This is a genomic window from Plantactinospora sp. KLBMP9567 (assembly GCF_033446045.1).
Taxonomy (GTDB): domain Bacteria; phylum Actinomycetota; class Actinomycetes; order Mycobacteriales; family Micromonosporaceae; genus Plantactinospora.
The window spans coordinates 81816-101689 of the sequence record NZ_JAWQRR010000060.1 but is presented as its reverse complement, the minus strand read 5'-3'; the positions used below and the strand labels follow the sequence as shown (position 1 = coordinate 101689).

General features: G+C 72.7%; 15 protein-coding genes. 8 read left to right on the top strand and 7 right to left on the bottom strand.

The genetic code is table 11. The features are described from left to right. The coding region (locus R6Y94_RS41920) for a DUF6282 family protein (protein WP_318402654.1) at window positions 1-927 on the top strand (927 nt) is incomplete at its 5' end. Window positions 928-975: 48 nt separating this feature from the next. On the opposite strand, the gene R6Y94_RS41915 is transcribed toward R6Y94_RS41920, so the two are convergent. Continuing rightward, the gene (locus R6Y94_RS41915) at window positions 976-1455 is read right to left on the bottom strand and encodes an OsmC family protein (protein ID WP_318402652.1); all 480 of its coding nucleotides are present in this window, start codon (window positions 1453-1455) and stop codon (window positions 976-978) included. A 139-nt stretch (window positions 1456-1594) separates the two neighbouring features. Here R6Y94_RS41915 and R6Y94_RS41910 point away from each other — a divergent pair, with 139 nt between their 5' ends. Beyond that, window positions 1595-2614, top strand: a complete 1020-nt coding sequence (locus R6Y94_RS41910) for a zinc-binding dehydrogenase (RefSeq protein ID WP_318402661.1) — start codon at window positions 1595-1597, stop codon at window positions 2612-2614. Window positions 2615-2686: 72 nt separating this feature from the next. On the opposite strand, the gene R6Y94_RS41905 is transcribed toward R6Y94_RS41910, so the two are convergent. Beyond that, window positions 2687-4081 (bottom strand): cellulase family glycosylhydrolase, encoded by a 1395-nt coding sequence (locus tag R6Y94_RS41905; protein WP_318402651.1) that lies wholly within the window; start codon window positions 4079-4081, stop codon window positions 2687-2689. A 299-nt stretch (window positions 4082-4380) separates the two neighbouring features. Between R6Y94_RS41905 and R6Y94_RS41900 the strand changes: the two genes are divergently transcribed. The 4 genes from R6Y94_RS41900 to R6Y94_RS41885 are packed head-to-tail and all read left to right on the top strand — an operon-like array spanning window position 4381 to window position 12762. After that, window positions 4381-5967 carry a TIGR02677 family protein gene (locus R6Y94_RS41900; protein WP_318402649.1) on the top strand — a complete coding sequence of 529 codons (1587 nt, stop codon included), beginning with the start codon at window positions 4381-4383 and terminating at the stop codon, window positions 5965-5967. Continuing rightward, entirely contained in the window at window positions 5964-7175 is a 1212-nt protein-coding gene (locus R6Y94_RS41895; RefSeq protein ID WP_318402647.1) for a TIGR02678 family protein, read from the top strand. The genes R6Y94_RS41900 and R6Y94_RS41895 overlap by 4 nt, the downstream gene beginning before the upstream one ends. Continuing rightward, complete coding sequence (locus R6Y94_RS41890) at window positions 7172-11518, top strand: TIGR02680 family protein (protein WP_318402645.1); 4347 nt, start codon at window positions 7172-7174, stop codon at window positions 11516-11518. Before R6Y94_RS41895 ends, R6Y94_RS41890 begins: the two co-directional genes overlap by 4 nt. Continuing rightward, entirely contained in the window at window positions 11515-12762 is a 1248-nt protein-coding gene (locus tag R6Y94_RS41885; protein ID WP_318402644.1) for a TIGR02679 family protein, read from the top strand. The genes R6Y94_RS41890 and R6Y94_RS41885 overlap by 4 nt, the downstream gene beginning before the upstream one ends. Before the next feature lie 166 nt (window positions 12763-12928). On the opposite strand, the gene R6Y94_RS41880 is transcribed toward R6Y94_RS41885, so the two are convergent. From R6Y94_RS41880 to R6Y94_RS41865, 4 genes are all read right to left on the bottom strand, one after another. Next, window positions 12929-13705, bottom strand: a complete 777-nt coding sequence (locus R6Y94_RS41880; RefSeq protein ID WP_318402642.1) for a hypothetical protein — start codon at window positions 13703-13705, stop codon at window positions 12929-12931. A gap of 34 nt (window positions 13706-13739) precedes the next feature. Next, window positions 13740-14567 carry a hypothetical protein gene (locus tag R6Y94_RS41875; RefSeq protein WP_318402640.1) on the bottom strand — a complete coding sequence of 276 codons (828 nt, stop codon included), beginning with the start codon at window positions 14565-14567 and terminating at the stop codon, window positions 13740-13742. A gap of 231 nt (window positions 14568-14798) precedes the next feature. After that, a complete protein-coding gene (locus tag R6Y94_RS41870; protein ID WP_318402638.1) occupies window positions 14799-15002 on the bottom strand; it encodes a hypothetical protein in 204 nt (67 codons plus the stop codon). Window positions 15003-15112: 110 nt separating this feature from the next. Next, window positions 15113-16060 carry a helix-turn-helix transcriptional regulator gene (locus tag R6Y94_RS41865; RefSeq protein WP_318402637.1) on the bottom strand — a complete coding sequence of 316 codons (948 nt, stop codon included), beginning with the start codon at window positions 16058-16060 and terminating at the stop codon, window positions 15113-15115. Between the two features lie 308 nt (window positions 16061-16368). Between R6Y94_RS41865 and R6Y94_RS41860 the strand changes: the two genes are divergently transcribed. Then, complete coding sequence (locus R6Y94_RS41860) at window positions 16369-18186, top strand: ATP-binding protein (RefSeq protein WP_318402635.1); 1818 nt, start codon at window positions 16369-16371, stop codon at window positions 18184-18186. After that, window positions 18116-19153, top strand: a complete 1038-nt coding sequence (locus R6Y94_RS41855) for a helix-turn-helix transcriptional regulator (RefSeq protein WP_318402634.1) — start codon at window positions 18116-18118, stop codon at window positions 19151-19153. Before R6Y94_RS41860 ends, R6Y94_RS41855 begins: the two co-directional genes overlap by 71 nt. A 31-nt stretch (window positions 19154-19184) precedes the next feature. On the opposite strand, the gene R6Y94_RS41850 is transcribed toward R6Y94_RS41855, so the two are convergent. Beyond that, on the bottom strand, window positions 19185-19736 hold the full coding sequence (locus R6Y94_RS41850) for a GNAT family N-acetyltransferase (RefSeq protein WP_318402632.1): 552 nt from the start codon (window positions 19734-19736) through the stop codon (window positions 19185-19187). Between the last annotated feature and the right edge of the window lie 138 nt (window positions 19737-19874).

Sequence of the window (19874 nt, the reverse complement as noted above, 5' to 3'; positions counted from 1 at the left end):
CCCGTCCCGTCCGCCCGTGCCCGTGCCCTGGTGCGGGGGGCGTACGACACCCACGTGCACATCGCACCCGACGTGATGGAGCGGCGCATCGACGACCTCGACCTGGCCGGCCGGTTCGCCGAGGTCGGACTCGCCGGCTTCGTCCTCAAGTCCCACTACGTGCCGACCGCCGAACGCGCGGCCGTGGTACGCAAGGCGATACCAGGAGTGGACGTCCTCGGCGCACTCACCCTGAACGGCACGATCGGCGGGATGAACCCGGCCGCCGTCGAGATCGCCGGCCGGCAGGGCGCCCGAATCATCTGGATGCCCACCGTCGACTCCGGCAACCAACGCCGCAGCACCGCCACCGACCTACCCGGCGCCAAACCGGCAATGTGGGGAGCACTCCAGGCCGACCTGCACGCCCAGGGCATCGTCCCCGACATCGTCGAGGTACTCGACCCGCACGGACACGTACTCGAACGAGTCCGCCAGGTACTCCGGGTCATCGCCCGACACGACCTCGTCCTCGCCACCGGACACCTCAACGGCCCGGAAATCCTCGCCGTGGTCCACGCCGCCAGGCAGGAAGGGGTACGCCGGATCGTCGTCACCCACCCCGAGTTCACCTCACAACGCCTCTCCGCCGACCAGCAACGCGAACTCGCCGAAGCCGGCGCCCTGCTCGAACGCTGCTACACCACCGCGTACACCGGAAAGGTCTCCTGGGACAACCTGTTCGACAACATCCGAACCGTCGGCATCGCACACTCGATACTCTCCAGCGACCTCGGACAACCATTCAACCCACCGGTCGAGGACGGCCTCGCACTCTTCGCCGACCGCCTACTCGAAGCCGGCTTCACCGAGCAGGACATCCAGACGATGGCGGTGGAGAACTCCCGCCGGCTGGCGGTAACCGACGCGGACCGGGTGCCGGCATGACCCCCGGCGCCGGTCGGGCCGCCGCACCCGCAGGGCCGGTGCCGGTACTCAGCCGGCGGTCGCGACCTCGACCACCGGTTCGTGGCGGACCGGGAAGTCGACCGAGCTGGCGATGAAGCAGAGCTTGTGCGCCTGCTCGTGCAGCTCGGTCGCCCGCTCCACCATCTCCGGCGCGGCCACGGTCACCCGGGGCCGGAGTACGACCTCGGTGAACGCGCCGCCGCCGTCCCCGCTCTCGACCATCGTGCCGACCGCCTCGTCGACGTACCCGACGACCACCACCCGGCCCCGGGCGCAGAGGCTGAGGTACGAGAGCATGTGGCACTGGGCCAGCGCGGCGACCAGCAACTGTTCCGGATTCCACCGGGCCGGGTCGCCCCGGAACGTCGGGTCGGCGGACCCGAGCAGCGGTGCCGGCCCGTCGGCGGTGACCCGGTGGTCCCGGCCGTAGTCGCGGTAGTTGACCGTGCCGGCCTCACCGGCTCCGGTCCAGGTGACGGTCAACTGGTAGTCGTGGCTCCTCGGCACCGGTCTCCTCCTCGGCTCGCTGCCGCGAGTATCGACCAGACGAGTGTGGTCTGTTACCACCCCACCAGGCGTAGTAACGGACCACACAGTCGGACCCGGGGTATTGACCTCAAGTGCGGCTGAGGTCGCAGCCTTGACGGTGCCGGGGGCGCGGGTACGCGTCCCGGTGGCGTCGACGCTGGAGGTGGTCGGGATGCGCGCGATCGAGGTGCCCCGGTTCGGTGGACCCGAGGTGCTGGTGCCGGTCGAGGTGCCCGAGCCGGTCCCGGGAGCCGGCGAGGTCGTGGTCGAGGTCGCCGCCGCCGACACGCTGTGGGTGGAGACGATGGTGCGGAGCGGCCGGGGCGGTGCCGTCTTTCCGGTGCGCCCGCCGTACCGGCCCGGAGTCGGTGTCGCCGGCACCGTCACGGCGGTCGGTCGGGGGGTCGGCACGCACTGGCTCGGCCGGCGGGTGGTCACCCGTACCGGCCCGGCCGGCGGATACGTCGAACGCGCCCTCGTCCCGGTCACCGGCCTGGCGGTCGTACCCGACGAGGTCGACCTGCGGGACGCCGCCGCCGTGCTGCACGACGGGGTCACCGCCCTGGCGCTGGCCGACATCGTCAAGCTCGCCCGGGCCGAACGGGTACTGGTGACCGCCGCCGGTGGCGGGCTCGGCGCGATCCTGGTCCAACTCGCGCACGCGGCCGGCGCGACGGTGGTCGCCGCCGCCCGGGGCACCGCCAAGCTCGACCGGGTCCGCGAACTCGGCGCCGAGGTACCGGTCGACTACTCGGCGCCGGACTGGACCGACCGGGTACGGAAGGCGACCGGCGGGCTCGACGTGCTCCTCGACGGCGCCGGCGGCGACTACGGACGAGCCGCGTTCGAGCTGGTCGAGCGCGGTGGCCGGTATTCGGCACACGGCACCCCGGCCGGCACGTTCGGCACCGTGGATGCGGCGGTGGCCCGGGCCCGGGGCGTCGCCGTGACCGGCATCGAGGCCGTGCAGCTCGGCCCGGACCAGTTCCACGCGTACCTGGAACAGGCGCTGGCCGAGGTGGCGGCGGACCGGATCAGGCCGCTGATCGGTCAGACGTTCCCGCTGGAGCGGGCCGCCGACGCGCACGCCGCGATCGAGCACCGTACCGCGATCGGCAAGACCCTGCTGCTGGTCTGACCCCCGCCGTCTGCGGTCTACCTCGACCCGCCGACGGCGTGGCTCGTCGGCGGCGTCGACCCGGTGCCGTTCCTAGAAGTCGTCCGGGGTGCGGATCCGGTCCCGGATCCAGACCCCGGCCTCCTTCAGCCGGGCGGTGCCGCCGAACGCGCCGGCCGCGCAGGTGCCGGTGGTGAAGACCGCACCGGAGCGGAAGTCGTCGGAGAAGTTCCAGTTAACCCAACTGATCTTCCGACTGGCGAAGAGGTCCAGGTAGCGCTGGGCCATCGTGAAGTCGTTCGGGCCGTCCCCGGAGTAGTCCTGGGTGCCGAACTCGGTGACGAAGAGCGGCAGCAGGTCCGCCGCCCGGGTCACCGTGTCGAGGTAGTAGTCGTCGTGCGAGGCGGCGTAGAAGTGGAAGACGTACATCACGTTGCCGGCGCTCACCGGGTTGGCGGCGATCACGTCCGCGCCGCCACCCTCGCCGGAGGCGCCCAGGGACGACCAGTCGGGGGTGCCGACCAGCACCACCGCGTCGGCGTCCCGGGTACGGATCACCGGGATGATCTGGTCGGCGTAGCTCTTGATGGCGCTCCAGGCCACCCCGTTCGGCTCGTTCGCGATCTCGTAGATCACGTTGTTCTTCGCCCGGTGCCGGTCGGCGATCTCCGCGAAGAAGGTACCCGCCCGCTCCAGGTTGTGGTTGGGGTCGCCGGGGGTGAGCATGTGCCAGTCCACGATGGCGTACATGCCCCGGGCGGTGGCCAGCTCGATGTAGTCGTGCACCAGGTCGGTGAAGCGACGCGGGTCGGTCTCGTAGCCGCCCTCCTGGATGTACATCGAGATCCGCAGTACGTCGGCCTGCCACTCCCTGGCGAGCACGTCCAGCGAGGCCGGGGTGGCGCAGTTGGCGTACCACTGGAGACCGTGCGTGCTCATCCCGCGCAACTGGATCGCCTTGCCGGCGGCGTTGCAGAGCTGCCGGCCACAGACCCGGAGCTGCCCGTTCGCCGCCACCGGGGTGCGCCCGCCCGGCGGGACCGTCGGCGGGACCCCGGTCGGGCTCACCGTCGGGGTCGGGCTGGGCCCGGTGCCGCCGCCGCAGGGCTGGCCGTTGAGCCGGCAGCCGTTCGGGGCGCCTGTACCGCTTCCGATGAAGCCGAAGGTGACCGAGGCACCGGGGGCGATCCGGCCGTTCCAGGAGAGGTTGCCGAAGGTGTGCCGCTGGCCGCTGCTGACCAGCGTCGCGTTCCAGTGGGAGCCGACGGTCGTCCCGGCCGGAAGGTCGAACTCCACCCGCCACGAGGTGATCTCGGTGCTGCCGCCGTTGGTGATGGTGTAGCGGCCCTCCCAGCCCGATCCCCACTCGGAGACCTTGGCGAACGAGGCGGTCGGCGTCGAGGCCGCCTGGGCGACCACCGCCACCGGCGCCGCCGCGACCGCCGCGACGAGCCCGACCAACAGCAGCAACCTGCGGGTACGCCTCACGATTCCTCCGGACGCTCGACGGGAGGGGCTCTACCGGCACGCGGCAAGCCATCCATTGTTGTCGAACTATAAAGACAACTAAATGAGCTCGCAACACCAGCGTCACGCGGCTCGGTGCCGCACCGTCACCTCCGCAACGGCGGGTACGGCGGACCGCTGTGGCCGCCCCGGCCACCAGAATCTGCCGGAGTAGTTCACGCTCCTGCGTCCACCGTTGCGCCAGCGCCGCACCGCAGCCCGGCGCCGAAGACCCGGGGCGGTGCGCCCCAGGCCGGCATCGTCGGTGCGATGATGGCGCGATGTCCGCTCGGACCAACTCCTCGGCGCAGCCATTCGCACACCTGCAAGCACAGAACGCAGCGCTCTACCGCGCCGTCCTGGCGACGTTCGTCCGGGCGAAGCAACGCTTCACGGTGCACCTGCGGCCGGAGGACGTACTCGCGGAGCTCGGCACCGGCGCCGCGGCCGAGGCGGTCACCGCCGCCCTGACCCAGCTCGCGGAGTGGGGCAACCTGCGGGCCGACCCCGACACCGGGCGGGTCACCACCGTCGAGGACTTCCACCGGGCCCGCTACCTCTACCAGCTCAGCCCGCATGGTCACGCCGCCGAACAGGCGATCGCCGTCTACGAGGAGGCGGTGGCCCGGCGCGGCGCGTTGCAGTCGGTCGCGCTGTCGGACATCGCGGCCCAGTTGCGCGCGCTGCTGGTCATCGCCACCGAGGCGAGCGCGACCGGGGCGGGGCCGGGCGATCCGCCGGACCCGGCGAAGACGCACCTGCTGCTGATGAGTCTGGTCGACCGGTTCACCGGGCTGGCCGACAACGCGCAGGCGTTCATGGCGTCGCTGCGCCGTACCGTCGACTTCGCCGACGCGGAGGTCGACGTCTTCCTGGCGTACAAGGAGCAGCTGATCTCGTACCTCGAACGGTTCATCGCGGACCTGGCCAACCGAGGCGCCGAGATCGCCGCACTGGCCGGACAGATCGAGGAGGCGGGGGTGCTCCCGCTGCTGGAGGTGGCGGCACGGCGCGAGGCGACCGATGCCGCACCGGTCGACGACGCCGACGAGCAGGCGCGGCAGGCCGCCGCGCGGGAGGCGCTGGCGGCCTGGCAGCAGCGCTGGCAGGGGCTGCGCGACTGGTTCGTCAGTGCCGACGGCGGCCGGCAGTCGCAGGCCAGGCTGCTGCGATCGGCGGCGATCGGTGCGATCCGCCAGCTACTCGGCACGGTGACGGCGATCAACGAGCGGCGGGCCGGCCGGTCCGACCGCTCGGCCGACTTCCGGACGCTGGCGCTCTGGTTCGCCCAGGCCCCCGACGACGAGTCCGCGCACCGGCTCTGGCACACCGCCTTCGGCCTCTCCCCCGCACGCCACCTCAGCACCACCCCGGAGAGCCTGGCCCGGGACGACGGGGAGCCGGTGCCCGCCGCCACACCCTGGGCACAGGCACCGCGACTGGAAATCAGCCCCCGGCTGCGCCGGACCGGGTCGTACGAGCGGCGGGGCTCCCCCAACCGGATCATCGACCGCTCCGAACAGCGCAGACACCTGGCCGAGCGGATGGAACGCGAGGCTACGGAGGTGGCCCGGGCCCGGGCCGCGCTCGCCACCGGCGGCCCGACCACGCTGGCGCGACTCGGCGAGTTGGACAGCGCCGAGTTCCGGCTCTTCCTGCAACTGCTCGGCGACGCGCTCGCCGCCCGGCGACCGGACGCCGACGAGGTGGTCACGACCACGTCCGACGGTACGCTGCTGGTCCGGCTCGCCCGGATCACGCACGCTCCGCCGGTACGCATCGTCACCCGGGACGGCGTGCTCACCGGCCCCGACCACATGATCGAGATCACCGATCTCGCTCCGACCGCCGCGCTGACCGCCCGATGAGCAGGACCCGGCTCTCCGTCGCCGACGAGCCTGCGGCGCGGCTGCGGCAGGCGGCACGGATTCTGCTCGCCCGTCCTCTGCTGGTCGCCGGTCTCGCCGACGACGAGGAGTTCCGGCTGGTCCGGGCGTACGCGACGGAGCTGCGGGAGTGGTTCGAACGGGAGACCGGCTGGCGGCTCGTCGCCGACGCGCAGACGATCCGGCTGATGAAGCTCACCGCCGACCCGTACGACGAGACCCATCCCGCGCGCGATCCGCGCGCGAAGACCCCGTTCTCCCGGCAACGGTACGTGCTGACCTGCCTGGCCCTGGCCGTGCTGGAACGTGCCGACGGCCAGGTGACGCTGGGCCGGCTGGCCGAGGAGATCGTGCTGGCCGCTGCCGAGCCGGCGCTCGCCGGCACCGGCTTCACGTTCACGCTCCAGCGGCGGGAGCGCCGCGCCGACATGGTGGCGGTGGTCCGGCTGCTGCTGCGCTGGGGCGTGCTGCGCCGGGTGGCCGGTGACGAGGAAGCCTATCTGGGCGGCAGCGGGGACGTCCTCTACGACGTGGACCGCCGGGTCATCTCCGGGCTGCTCGCCGCCACCTGCGGCCCGTCGATGATCTCCGAGTCGACCCCGGCCGGGCGGCTGGACGCGCTGACCCAGGATGTCGTACTCGACCTCGACGACGCGCGGAACCGGGCGCTGCGCCACCGGCTGACCCGGCTGCTGCTGGAACAGCCGGTGATCTACTACGACGAACTCTCCGATCCCGAGCGGGCGTACCTGACCGGTCAGCGGTTCGCACTGGTCAACCGGATCACCCAGTTGACCGGACTGGTCGCCGAGGTGCGGGCCGAGGGGATCGCGCTGGTGGACCCGGCCGACGAACTCACCGACGTCCGGATGCCCGCAGAGGGCATGCAGAGCCACCTGACCCTGCTGCTCGCCGAGCGGATCGCCACGGCCGACCGGGGCGTACGGGTCAGCGAACTACACCGGCACACCCGGAAACTGGCCCAGGAGCACAGGTCGTACTGGCGCAAGCACGCGACCGATCCGGGCGCCGAGATCGACCTGGTGGCGACCGCGCTGGAGGCGCTGCGCGCCCTCAAACTGATCACCGTCGAGCCGACCGACGACCCGCTCGTGCTCGCCCGTCCGGCGATCGCCCGGTACGCCCTGGCCGAGCCGACCATCCGCGAACGGAAGGAACCCGTGCTGTGACGCCGCCCCCACCCCAGGCGCTGCCCTCGCCGGAGGGGCTGCCCTCGCCGGAGCGGGTGCGGTGGCAGCCGCTGCGTGCCGGGCTGGTGGACATCTTCTACTACGACCAGGAGGAGTTCCACTTCCACGGCGGCAGCCTGCTGCTGCGCGGCAACAACGGCACCGGCAAGTCCAAGGTGCTGGCCCTGACCCTGCCCTTCCTGCTCGACGGTGACCTCGCACCGTACCGGGTGGAGCCGGACGGTGACCCGAACAAGCGGATGGAATGGAACCTGCTGCTCGGCGGCCGGCACCCGCACCCCGAACGGCTCGGCTACACCTGGCTGGAGTTCGGCCGCCGGGACGCCGACGGCCGGACGCACTTCCTGACGATCGGTGCCGGGCTGAAGGCCGTTTCCGGCCGCGGTATCGCCCGGCACTGGTTCTTCGTCACCAGCCAACGGGTCGGCGGGGACCTCCAGTTGCTCTCCCCGACCGGCACGGCACCGGCCCGGGAGCGGCTCCGCGACGCGCTCGGCGGTGCCGGCACGGTCTACGACCGCGCCGTCGACTACCGGCGGGCCGTCGACGAGGCACTGTTCGGCCTCGGCAACCGGTACGAGGCACTGATCTCGCTGCTCATCAAGCTGCGTCAGCCACAGCTGTCGAAGCGGCCGGACGAGAAGACTCTCTCCCGGGCGCTCAGCGACGCCCTGCCACCGCTCGACGAGAACCTGATCGCGCAGGTCGCCGAGGCGTTCCGCAGCCTCGACGACGAGCGGGAGACGCTGCGGGAACTCGCGGAGACCAAGCGTGCCGCCGACGACTTCCTGGCCCGCTACCGGCGGTACGCACAGGTGGCGACCAAGCGCAAGGCCGGTGTCCTGCGCCAGCGGCACAGCCGTTACGAGCAGCTCGGCCGCGACCTTGCCGAGGCGCAGCGGGCGTACACGGAGGCGGACGAACGGGTCAGGCAGGCACAGGCCCGGCTCGGCGAACTGGACTACGAGCAGCAGGGGTTGACGGCGCGGCGGCAGGCACTCGCGGAGAGCCCGGAGGCGCGGACAGCGGAGCACCTGCACCGGCTGCGGGACATCGCCGAACAGCGGGCCCTGTTCGCCCGCCGCCAGCAGGAACGCCTGCAGGACATCGAGGCGGACGTCGCGCGCAACCGCCGGAGCCTGGACGAGGCCGCCGGCGAGCTGCGACACGCGGAGAAGGCCGAGACGGACGCCCGGGAGGTGGTGGCACACAGCGCCGAGCGGGCGATGATCGCCGACCGGCACCGGGATCGGGTCGTCGCCGCGCTCGCGACCGACCCGACGGGCGCCCCGACCAGCGAGCAGACCGGCGAGCCGACCAGCGCACAGGCTGGCGGGCCGACCGGCGCACAGGCTGGCGGGCCGACCGGCGCACAGGCTGGCGGGCCGGCCAGAGCGGGCCACGCCGGGAGTGGAGGGGTGGCCACGGCGACCCGCGCCGCCACGGAGCTGGTCGAGGCGTGGACCAGCGCACTGCGTACCCTCGAACGGCTGCGTGAGACGGCCGGTGCCGCCCAGGGCCGGGCGGACCGGGCGCGCGGAGACCTGGACCGGCTCGACGGTGAGCTGGCCGCCGCCGACCTGCGGGTCGCCGATGCGGAGACGGCCGCGACCCAGCAGGCCGACCTGCTGGTACGACTGGTCCGGGAGCACCTCGCCAATCTGGTCGAACTGCCCGTGACCGACCCCGACGCCGTACTCGCCCGGCTGGAGCAGTGGGTCTCCGGGCTGGCCGGCGACAACCCGGCGGCCCGGGAGATCACCCGCGCCGCCACCTCGGCCACCGAGGCGATCGCCCGGCAGGACGCCGCGCTGGAGGCCGAGCAGCGCCGCGCCCGCGCCCGGCTGGACGAGATCGACGCCGAGTTGCGACGGCTCGCCGACGGCGTACACCAGCCGCCGCCGGCACCGCACACCCGGGTTCCGGAGGTCCGCGCGGACCGGCCTGGCGCACCGCTGTGGCGGGTGGTGGACTTCGCGGAAAGCGTGCCGGACGCCGACCGGGCCGGCATCGAAGCCGCCCTGGAGGCCGCCGGTGTACTCGACGCCTGGCTCGACCCGGACGGCTCGCTGCGCGACCCGGTCTCCGGCGACACGGTGCTGCGCCCGGCCGGCCCGGTCTCCGGCGAGACGGAGCTACGCCCGGCCGGCCCGGTGCCGGCGAACCTCGACGGTCTGCTCCGGCCGGCCATCGACGCCGCCGATCCCGCCGCCGCCACGCTCACCGACCGGCTGGTGGCCGACGTACTGGCCGCGATCGGCTACGGCGCCGGATCGACGGCGGTGACCTGGGTCGACGCGGACGGCCGGTACGGCACCGGGATCGTCGCCGGGCGGTGGACGAAACCGGCGGCCGAACACATCGGCGACGGGGCCCGGGCGGCAGCCCGGCGGGCCCGCGTCGCCACGCTGCGGCACGAGGCTGACGAACTGTCGGCGCTCGTCGACGACCTCGCCGGTCAGCGCGCCGCGCTCGACGAGCGGCGCCGAGGGGTTACCGAGGAGGCCGAGGGGCTTCCGTCCGACCAACCGGTGCACGAGGCGCACACCCTGGTCCGGACCGCCTACGACCACCGCCGGGAAACACTCGCCCGGCGGGACGAGGCGCGGACGGAGCTGGAAACCGCCGCCGGGACAGCCGCCGCCGCGCTCACCGCGGCGACCGAATTCGCCGCCGACGTCGGTCTGCCGTACGCCGCCGAGGAGCTTGCCGCGGTACGCGACGGGTTGCAGGCGTACCAGGTGGCGCTCGCCGCGTGGTGGCCGGCGGTGACCGGCGCGGAGGCGGCGGCGCGGAGGCACGGCGCGGCGCGGCGGGCGTACCAGGAGCGGCTGGTCCGGCTCGAACCGGCCGCCGAGGAGGCCGCCTCGGCCCAGGAGCAGGCCACGACCGCCCGGATCGAGTTCGACACGCTCGACGCGACGGCGGGCGCCTCCGTCGCCGAACTGCAGCGGCAGATCAGCGAGGTGACCGGGGCGCTGGCCGGCTGCGAGGAGGCCCGGCGGCACATCCGCGAGCAGGAGGGGGCGGCCCGCGACGCCCGCGGTGTCGCCAGCGGCCGGCGGGACGGGCTCGAACGGGAACTCGACGAGGTCAGCCGCAGCCGGGACGAGGCCGTCGAGGCGCTGCGCGCCTTCGCCGGCACCGGCCTGATCGGCCTGGTCTGCCCCGACCTGGAGCTGCCCGATCCGGGACAGCCCTGGGCGGCCACCCCGGCGGTGGCGCTGGCCCGTGGCGTGGACCGGCTGCTCGCCGAGGTCGACACCGAGCATGCCCGGTGGGAACGCCTGCAACAGCAGGTCAGCGTCGACGTCAAACTGCTCGCCGACAACCTCTCCCGGCACGGGCACCAGGTGCTGCCCGCGGTACGGGAGGAGACGATGATCGTGGAGGTCGTGTTCCAGGGGCATCCGCGTACCGTCGCCGACCTGGCCACGGCACTCGTCGGCGAGATCGAGGAACGGCAGCGGGTGCTCTCGGCACACGAACGGGAGGTGCTGGAAACCCACCTGGTCAACGAGGTCGCCGGGGCGTTGCAGGAACTCATCTCCGGCGCCGAGCGGCAGGTGGAGAGCATGAACGGCGAGCTGGACTCGCGTCCCACCTCCACCGGGATGCGGCTGCGGCTGCTCTGGCGGCCGACCAGGGACGCGCCCGCCGGCCTGGCCGAGCTGCGCGCCCGGCAACTGCGGCAGAGTACCGACGTGTGGAACGAGGAGGATCGGCGTAGCGTCGGCACGTTCCTGCAACAGCAGATCGACCGGGAACGCCTGCGCGACGAGGCGGCCACCTGGACCGAACAGCTCACCCGGGCCCTGGACTACCGCGCCTGGCACGAGTTCGCGGTGCAGCGCCGCCAGGACGGGCAGTGGCGTCCGGCGACCGGCCCGGCCTCCGGCGGCGAACGGGTGCTCGCCGCCAGCATCCCGCTCTTCGCGGCCGCCTCGTCGTACTACGGCTCCGCCGGCAACCCGTACGCCCCGAGGCTGATCGCGCTCGACGAGGCGTTCGCCGGGGTCGACGACGACTCCCGGGCCAAGTGCCTCGGCCTGCTCGCCACCTTCGACCTGGACGTGGTGATGACCAGCGAGCGCGAGTGGGGCTGCTACCCGCAGGTTCCCGGGCTCGGCATCGCCCAGTTGGCCCGGCACGAGGGCATCGACGCCGTACTGGTCACGCCGTGGCGGTGGGACGGCCGCGAGCGGCACCGGCTGCCCCGTACCGTGGCGCAGCCGCCCCGGCAGCGCGATCCCGAGTCCGGCGCCCCGCCGACCTCCGCCGGCCCGGACGGCGGGGCGAACGGACTCTGGGAGGCCGGGTGACGGACCCGGATCGGTTGCGCCGCCAGCTTGGCGGGGCGGAGACGGCCCGGCTCGTGCAGCGGCTACGCCGCCGGCTGGCGCACGGCCGGGCGCTCACCGGGGTCCTGTCACTCGACCAGCCGACCGAGGAGGAGCGACGGGCGGTGGAGCGGCTGTTGGGGCGGCGCCCCGGGCGTGGCGGCTCGCTCACGGTCAACCTCGACGAACTCGACCGGGTCGTCCGACGCAGCGGGATGCACAGCGAGGGCCTGGCCGCCGCGGTCGAGTTGCTCGGTGGTGCGGTCACCGTACTCGCGGACGCCCGAGCCGCCGAGGCCGCCGCCTGGCACACCGCACTCGCCCCGCTGGAGGCGCTGTGCGGGCGCCGGGCGGAGCTGGCCGACTGGTACGCCGAGGCGGGCACACTCCCGCTGCTCCGCCGGCTCGGCCGGACCCCTGAAGCGGCGGCCCGGCTCGTCGCCGAGCTGGTCGCCGTGCTGGCGGAGCTGCCTGCCGGCGGCGTACCGCTGGCCCGGCTCGCGGTGCACGCCACCGGTGACGCGCACGCGCTCGACCCCGACCGTGCACTGTCGACACTCGCGCTCTCCGCCGTGCGGGCCGCCTGGTGGCACGCCGGGTCACCGCCCGCCTCTGCGGCCGAGCGGCGGCGCGCGCTGTGGGACGCGGCCGGGGTACTCGTCGACGAGTTGTCCTCGACGGTGCTCGCGCTCAACCTGCCCGCCGAGCCCGGCAGCCGGTTGCACGCCCTCACCTCGTCCGCCGCCGAGCTCGGCGAACCGGTCGTGCTCACCCTGCGGCAGATCGCCCGCGAGCGGTCTGATTTCCGCCGGGCCACCATCCACCTCTGCGAGAACCCGACGGTTCTCGCCGCCGCGGCGGACCGGCTCGGCTCGGCCTGCCCGCCGCTGGTCTGCGTCAACGGACAGCCGACGACGGCGGCGCTGCGCCTGCTCTCCGCGCTGGTGGCCAGCGGCTGTCAGCTGGGCTATCACGGCGACTTCGACTGGGGCGGGGTACGGATCGCCAACCTGCTCGCGGCCCGGGTGCCGTGGCGGCCGTGGCGGTACGACATGGTGGCGTACCTGGGCGCGGTCAAGGCCGGCGTGCCGGGGTCGCTGCGCGGAACACCGACCGAGGCGACCTGGGATCCCGGGCTGGCCGACACGATGCGGCAGCACGGGGTACGGGTCGAGGAGGAACTGGTCCTCGACGAGTTGCTGCTCGACCTGTCGGCAGGTCGCTGATCCGGCCAGGATCGCATCTGCTTCCTTGCCGTGTCGATCGAGTCCTCGAGCGGTGCCAGCGCGCCCCACGGCGCCCGACCCCGTTGCGCTGGCGAGGCCGGTCCCGATGAACTTCCGAAGGCCCGCCGCGGATGCGCGGCGGGCCGTTGCGCACTTGGCGGTCGGGTCAGGCTCCCGCCCGAATCGCCTGCAGAGTCGGAAGCGCCTGCTGAGCGGCCCAGCGGCTGGTGTTTCGAGTGGCGTCCATGTTGACCTGAGCACGGTCGAGCGGTGGCCCCTGCAACCTGCCGCGGTAGTACAGCTCAAAGTCCCACGCCCGGTCCCCGTTGTACGCCACACAGGTGTGTTGTATCTCGAGGGTGACCAAACGCCCCATGGAGTCGTACTCCCGGATCGTCTGGTCACTGCAGGTCGGCGCCAGTTTCGTGACGACCGACTGGTAGCCGCTGATCAGGCCATCGAGCAGGGCGGTGGTGGATAGGCCGTACTTGGCGAAGGCGACCATGGCGATCGCGTAGATGACCCCCATGAGCTTGCCGATGGTGTCAGCCGCAGGGAGGCTCTGCACGGCGTTGAAGTACGACTTGGACAGCGTCGCGCAGTCGACGGCGCCGTTGACGAACGGGCCGAGCAGGCTTCCCGGCATGCTGTCGATCTGAGCGATCTTGGTGACCGCCGCCTCGGTGCAAGCCTGGACATCGGCGGCGGCGATCGTGTCGATGTGGTTGAGGATGTCCTGCTTGGCGTTCTCGACGGCGGCGATGATCTCTCGCTTGGCCCGTTCGAGATCGCCGCCGCCCCCACTACCGAGGCTCTGGATCACCGACACGGCGACGGCGGCCCAGCTGGCCCAGGACGCCTGGACTGGCCGTGCGGTGCCGCTGACGGTGAGCACCACGGCGGCGGTGGTGGCGACGACGCCGTTGATGAATTTACGTCTCATGTACGCACTTTCCTCTCGGATGGGCATCTCGGTGTTACGGAAGTGGGACGCCATTGCGCAGCAACACGTCCAGGGCCTGCTGCGCGAGCACTCTGGCGGTGTCGGCCATCAGGAAGTCCTGAACGACGGTCTCCCTGATCTGTCCTGAAATCGGCGGACCGTCGTCGATGGAGTACGTGTTGGTGCCCGCCCAGTACACGGCGCGCACGCTCCGTCCGTCGTACGAGCAGCCGTACGAGATCATCCCGGCGTTGGGGACGCCGCCGTAGCTGCAGTCCGGGGTCATCTCCCGGATGAGGTATTCCAGCCCTTGCCGGAAGTAGGGCCGTTGGGCCTGCGCGAGGTTCGTACCCTCGTCGGCGTCGACCATGAGGTAAGCGGCGTTGAGCTCCGTGAACAACACGATCATCGCCTTGCCCACGTCGTTGAGCGCGGCGTCCGAATCCCTGACCGTGGCCAGGTGCGCCTTCGCCGAGTACGCCGCGTCGTGCATGCTGTTGATCGCTGGGCCGGCCAGCCACGGCACCCGCAGCAGCTCGGCCTTTGTCAGGGCCGCCTCGGCCTTGGCCCGCAGCTCGTTGGTGGTCTCGCTGTCGAGCCGCGCGAGCACGTCGGTCTTCGCCCCGTTGACAGCGCCGATGACCTGTTGGATCAACTCGTTGATCTCGGCCGGGGTGTACCTGCCGTCACTGCCCTTCTCGTAGGCGCTGATGAGGATGTCGACGAACACCCAGTAGCTGCCGTTGCTGTCACTGGCCTTCGCCGGTGTCGGGGTCGCCGACAGGGTCACGGCCAGAGCCAGCGCGACGGCGGCGATGCCGCGCAGCAGCAGTCTCGCCGCCCGCACTCTGATTCTTCGCATCGTTGCCTCCTCCTACCGCGCCGCACGCAGCGTCGGGAGGGCCCGAAGCGCCGTCGCGGAGCTGGTGTCGTCCATGCAAGCAACGGCGCGGCAGCGGGCGGGTGGCCGTGACCTTCCCGTTACCACCGTTGCCCAATCACGCAACCGGTCCGCTTGCCCGCTGCGAAGCGGGCCCTGGACGCCCCATTCCAGGAGCGGTCCAGGACCGGCCACCTCGGTCTCGAAAGCCTCCTAGACGCAGGTGCCGCAGAAGTGGTCCGTCAGCGGCTCGCTGACCTGGCCCTGCGTCGTGTCGATGACAGCCGGCGGGGGCGGCGGGACGAACGGCCTGCCGGTGGCCTCCACGCTCATCGTGCCGCTGGCGCCGGCTGTGGCCGATGGCGCGGCGAGCGCCACGGCCGCCACGGCTGCCACGGCCGCCCCGATCAGACGCATCCACAATGAACCTTTCTTACCCTTCCCGTGCGGTCCGGCGGACCACAAGGTCGGACGCGTCGCGTAGGCGCCGCGCGGCTCAGGTGGAAAAAGGTTCAATGGTCGGTTCATCAGACCCCCTCCATCGCCGCGGGCCCGGTGCCCGGCGGCTCGATCAGGCTCAGCGCGCCGACGGCGAGCCCGAGCTGGAAGCGGTTTTCGACGCCCAGCAGGTCCATCAGGGCGCGGAGCGTGTTTGACACCGTCCGCCGGCTGATCCGCATCGCCCGCGCGGCGCTCGCGTCGGTGTGCCCCTGCGCGAGCAGCCTCAGCAGGTCCCGTTCCCGTTCGCTGAGCGTTATCCGTGCCATGCAGCGCTCCTGCCGGGCCGCGGCCGTCTCCCACTGCCGCTGAAAGAGCGCGACCAGCGCGGCGACGACCGCGTCCTGGGTGATCTCCAGGTAGCCGTGGTCAAGGTCTTCCGGGCTGACCGGAAGGAGCGCCGTGTGGCGGTCCATGACGATCAGCTTCACCGGCGTCTCGGTCGCCTGCCGGTACTCCGGCCGCAGGTCGTCCTCCTGCCGGCCGTGCGCGACCAGCGGGTCCTCCGCGTCCGCAGGCAATGCGCCCAGCACGCGCATGCGTACCCCACGAGTGAGCAGCGTGCGATCCATCGGCACCGCCGAGCGGGCGGACTCGGCCTCGTACGAGCGCTCCGGCTGCATCGCCAGGTGCTCGTGCCGTACGGCCCCGACGAGCTCGGCGAGCCGTGCCCGGGTCAGCTCCCGGCTCGGCAGGTGCCGCATGCCGTCGTCGAGCGGCACCGTACCGGGCAGCACCTCGTGCAGCGACATGGACCGGCGGGCGGCCCGGGCGCTGGCGTGCCGCCGCTCGCGTAGCGCCGGCACCACGCTGCTGGGCTCCATCGGCGTCCACTGGAGTGCCCGGCGACCGTTGCCCGGCCGGTGGTCGACCGCACCCGCCGAGAGCAGCTCGTCGAGGCCGCGGGCGACCCGGTGCCGGGACATGCCGAGGCCGCGCTCGAGCTGCCCGGCCGTCTGCGAGCCGAACATCAGCATGCAGCGGAAGATGAGATCCGCGTCCGGGGACAGGCCCCAGACCGACAACGAAGGCGCCTGGGGACCGAGCACGACGCGGTCAGTCCGACGCGTCTGCCCGGGTCTCGACCTCGTTGCGCCGCCATGACCAGCCACTGCGTGATCGCGCATCCCGCGTCTCCTGCCCGTGTGACCGCGCCTGACCCCGCCCCTCCGGCCAGGCGCCTGCGTCAGGATCGCGTCTCCCCGAGGACGCGGGTATCCGGGAAACTACGGAATCTGCCGAGCCCCGCCTATCCTTGGCCCAGCAGCGAGTCTGGGGAGGCGCCGTGGCCGCGGATGCGCCGCTCGTCGGCCGTGACGCCCAGCTTGCGGCGCTGGACGGGGCCGTGGCGACCGTGGCCGGCGGCGGGTTCGCGGTGGTCAAGCTGTGTGGTGAGCCGGGCATCGGCAAGACCCGCATGCTGCGTGCGCTGGAGCAGCGGGCGGCAGCGGCCGGCCTGCTGGTCTGCACGGGCCAGGCCACCGAGTTCGAGCAGGATGTGCCCTTCGCGACGTACGCGGAGGCGCTCCAGCCACTCCTGTCCGGGCGGGGCGCCGGCGAGGAAGGCGACGCCGTGTCGCGTGCGGTCAACGGCCACGGGCCCGCCGGCGCGGCCTCGTCGGTAGACCGGGCGCGCATCTATTCAGGGGTACGACGGCTGCTCGACGATGCCCGCCCGCCCGGCGTCGCGTTGCTCCTCGACGACCTGCACTGGGCCGACTCCCCGTCGCTGGAGCTGACCGAGTACCTGATCCGCAAACCACCGCGGCGGCCGGCGCTGGTGGCGGTCGCCTTCCGCACCGAGCAGCCACCGTCCGGCGTGGTCGACGCGATCGCGCACATCGGTCCGGCCGCTACCCAGATCAGCCTGCCGCACCTCGGGCCGGCCGACGTCGACGCACTCCTGCCGGAGGTGCCGCGCCGCCGCAGAGCACTGATCGTGCGTGCCAGCGGCGGCAATCCGCTCTACGTCCAGGCCCTTTCCCGGCTCCGCGACGACACCCTCGCCGCGCTCGTGGACGACCACGACCTCGACGCCTCGGAGAGCCACATCCTCACCGGGCTCGTCACCGACATCGCCGATCTCGACGAACGGCTACGGCGCGTCGCGTACGCGGCGGCGGTCGCCGGTGCCCACGCGCCGATCGACCTCGTCGCGCACGTCGCCGAACTGCCGACCAGGGCGGTCATCGCCGGCGCCGACCAGCTGCACCGGCGCGGGCTGATCGACGTCGACTGCGGCCAGCTGCGGTTCCGCCATCCGCTGATCCGCGCTGCCGCTCACGAGCTGGCCGGCCCGGCGTGGCGGGTCGCCGCTCACGCCCGCGCGGCGGCACACCTACGCGCGCACCGCGGATCGCTTCAGGTGGTGGCGCACCACATCGCGCGCTCGGCCCAGCCCGGTGACGAAGCCGCCGCCGAGGTGCTGATCGAGGCGGGGCTGGCCTTCACGTACAGCGCGCCCGCTCAGGCCGCCCGCTGGCTCGGTATGGCGCTGCGCCTGCTGCCGGATCCCGACCGCCTCGGTGACCGGCGGCAGACGGTGTTGTTGCAGTACGCCCGCGCACTGGGTCTCGGCGGCGATCTGGAAGGCAGCCGGGAGGTACTGCGCGAGCTGGCGCACGCCGGCGAGCCCGTGCGCACCGAGGCGGCGGCCTTCCGCGCGGTCGTCGCCCGCCTGCGTGGCGACATAGACGAGGCGGCGGCGCTGCTCACTGCGGAGCTGGACGGCGAGCGGCTGCCCGTGACGGCCGGGGGGGAAGCTGCACGTGGAACTCGCCGCGATCGGGGCGCTCCGCGAAGACGGTGCGGCGACGCTGCGCCACGCGGAGCGGGCACTCGCCCTGTTCGGCGACGACCGGCCGGCGCTCGCCGCCGCAGCCCGGGCGCTGCGAGCCTTCGGCTGCCTCCAGGAGGGCGACGTCGCCGGCGCTCGACGCCACGCCGCCGTAGCGGCCAAGCTGGCGGACGCGGCGACCAGCCCGACGCTGCGCCCGCACGTCGAGCTGTTCGGCCCGCTGGCGTGGGTCCACATGCAACTGGGCGACGTCGACGCGGCCGCCCGGGAGCTCGACCGGGCGGCGGAGGTCGTGGAGAGCACTAGCGACAGCAGTGCGCTGCCGTACCTGCTGGTCGTGCGGGCCGCGTTGCAGACCCGGCTCGGGCACCTGGAGCCGGCCATCCAACTGACCGAGGAGGCCGCGGCCGCGGCCGGCCGGATCGGCAGCGTCGAGATGCGGGCCATGGCGGAGGCGGTGTCGCTGCGCCCGCTGCTGTGGACCGCCGGACCGTCCGCCACCATCGCCGCCGCCGACCGCCTTGCCGCGACCGGCCGGCCACGTTCTCGGATGTGGTGGCGCGTCGCGCAGGTAAGCCTCGCCATCGCACACCTGGCCGCCGGTAAGACCGGACCGTGCCTGGAAATCGTCTCCGGCCCGGCGGAGTCGTGGCCGACCGGGCCGCCGACCGCCGTGCCGCGCGACGCCTTGCGCGCCATCGCGCTGGCCCGGTTGGGCGACATCGGCGGCGCTGGACGGTTTGCCAGCCGGGCGGCATCGCTGGCCGACGCCGCAGGACTCGCCTACGAGATCGGCTGGGCGACCTGTGCTCGCGCGTACGTGGCCGCCCAGGCCCGCCGCTTCGACGTGGCGGCCATGCTGGCCGACCAGGCCGCCGACCGGCTCGCCACCGCCGAGGCGCCCATCGAGGCGGCACTCTCGCGGCACCTGGCCGGCATCGCGCACACCCGCGACGGCCAGCCCGGACGGGCCCGGGACGCCCTGCGGCGCGCGCGGGACGGCTACCAGGCGTACGGCGCGACCTGGCTCCTCTCCGTGCTCGACCGGCATCAGGCCGAAGCCCCGCCCCGCGTGGCGCTCTCCGCACGCGAGCGCGAAGTAGCCGAACTGGTACGCGCCGGGCTGAGCAATCAGGAGATCGCGTCCCGCCTCTTCCTCAGCCGCCGCACGGTCGAGTCGCACCTGTCGCGCGTCTTCGCCAAGCTGGGCGTACACTCGCGGACTGCCATGGCCGGCCGGATCGCCGCCGAGTTCGAAGCCGAACCGCACTGAGGCGCCGCCCCGGTTCCGGCATCGTCAACGACTACGCCCGAATTCGGGAACATGTGTCCTGATGAGCAGCCTTCCACGCCGCCGCTGTCACTCGATAGAGCACGCAGTCCCGGCCGCTGCCGTCCAAGCGACGACCGTCGGGGACCGCACCGATCTTTTCGACAGCACGCCGAGAGCGGGCGTTCTCCGAAGCGACCAAAAAGATCACCGAGCCGACCCGGCGAAACGCGTGGCACAGCATAAGCTGTTTTATTTCGCCGTTGACGGCTCCGCCCCAGTATTTCCGGGCGAGGAACGTCCACCCGATCTCGATCTCGCTGGCCTCGGGGTCGTACCCGTGGAACCGGGACGTGCCCATGATTGCGCCGTCGGACGGGTTCTCGGCGATTAGCGCGCCGCCGGAACCGAGCGCGTCGTCGAAGAAGCGCCGGAACGCCCGCCGGGTGTGACGCTGCCGGTCCGGGTGCTGCGTCCAGATGAGCGGATCGGAAGCCACCAGTTGCAGACCGGAAAGGTCGTCGGCGGTGAGCGGCCGGAGGCGGACGAGGTTTCCGGTGAGTACGGGCTGTCGGTCAAAGGACACGACCGCCAGGCTACGGGTCGGCGGAGCGCGACGGGGATCGCTGTTGTGCGCCAGTTCGGGATCGTGGAATTTGAGGAACCAGGTCCGGTCTTGGGCGCCATCTCATGGGCGTACAAGGGCAGGCGGTACACGATGTGC

What these genes read in the sequence shown, in the direction of transcription:
- R6Y94_RS41855 (WP_318402634.1), top strand. Translation starts at nt 18,116, where the DNA reads ATGCAACTGGGCGACGTCGACGCGGCCGCCCGGGAGCTCGACCGGGCG.
- R6Y94_RS41895 (WP_318402647.1), top strand. Translation starts at nt 5,964, where the DNA reads ATGAGCAGGACCCGGCTCTCCGTCGCCGACGAGCCTGCGGCGCGGCTG.
- R6Y94_RS41875 (WP_318402640.1), bottom strand. Translation starts at nt 14,567, where the DNA reads ATGCGAAGAATCAGAGTGCGGGCGGCGAGACTGCTGCTGCGCGGCATC.
- R6Y94_RS41865 (WP_318402637.1), bottom strand. Translation starts at nt 16,060, where the DNA reads ATGCTGATGTTCGGCTCGCAGACGGCCGGGCAGCTCGAGCGCGGCCTC.
- R6Y94_RS41900 (WP_318402649.1), top strand. Translation starts at nt 4,381, where the DNA reads ATGTCCGCTCGGACCAACTCCTCGGCGCAGCCATTCGCACACCTGCAA.
- R6Y94_RS41870 (WP_318402638.1), bottom strand. Translation starts at nt 15,002, where the DNA reads ATGCGTCTGATCGGGGCGGCCGTGGCAGCCGTGGCGGCCGTGGCGCTC.
- R6Y94_RS41880 (WP_318402642.1), bottom strand. Translation starts at nt 13,705, where the DNA reads ATGAGACGTAAATTCATCAACGGCGTCGTCGCCACCACCGCCGCCGTG.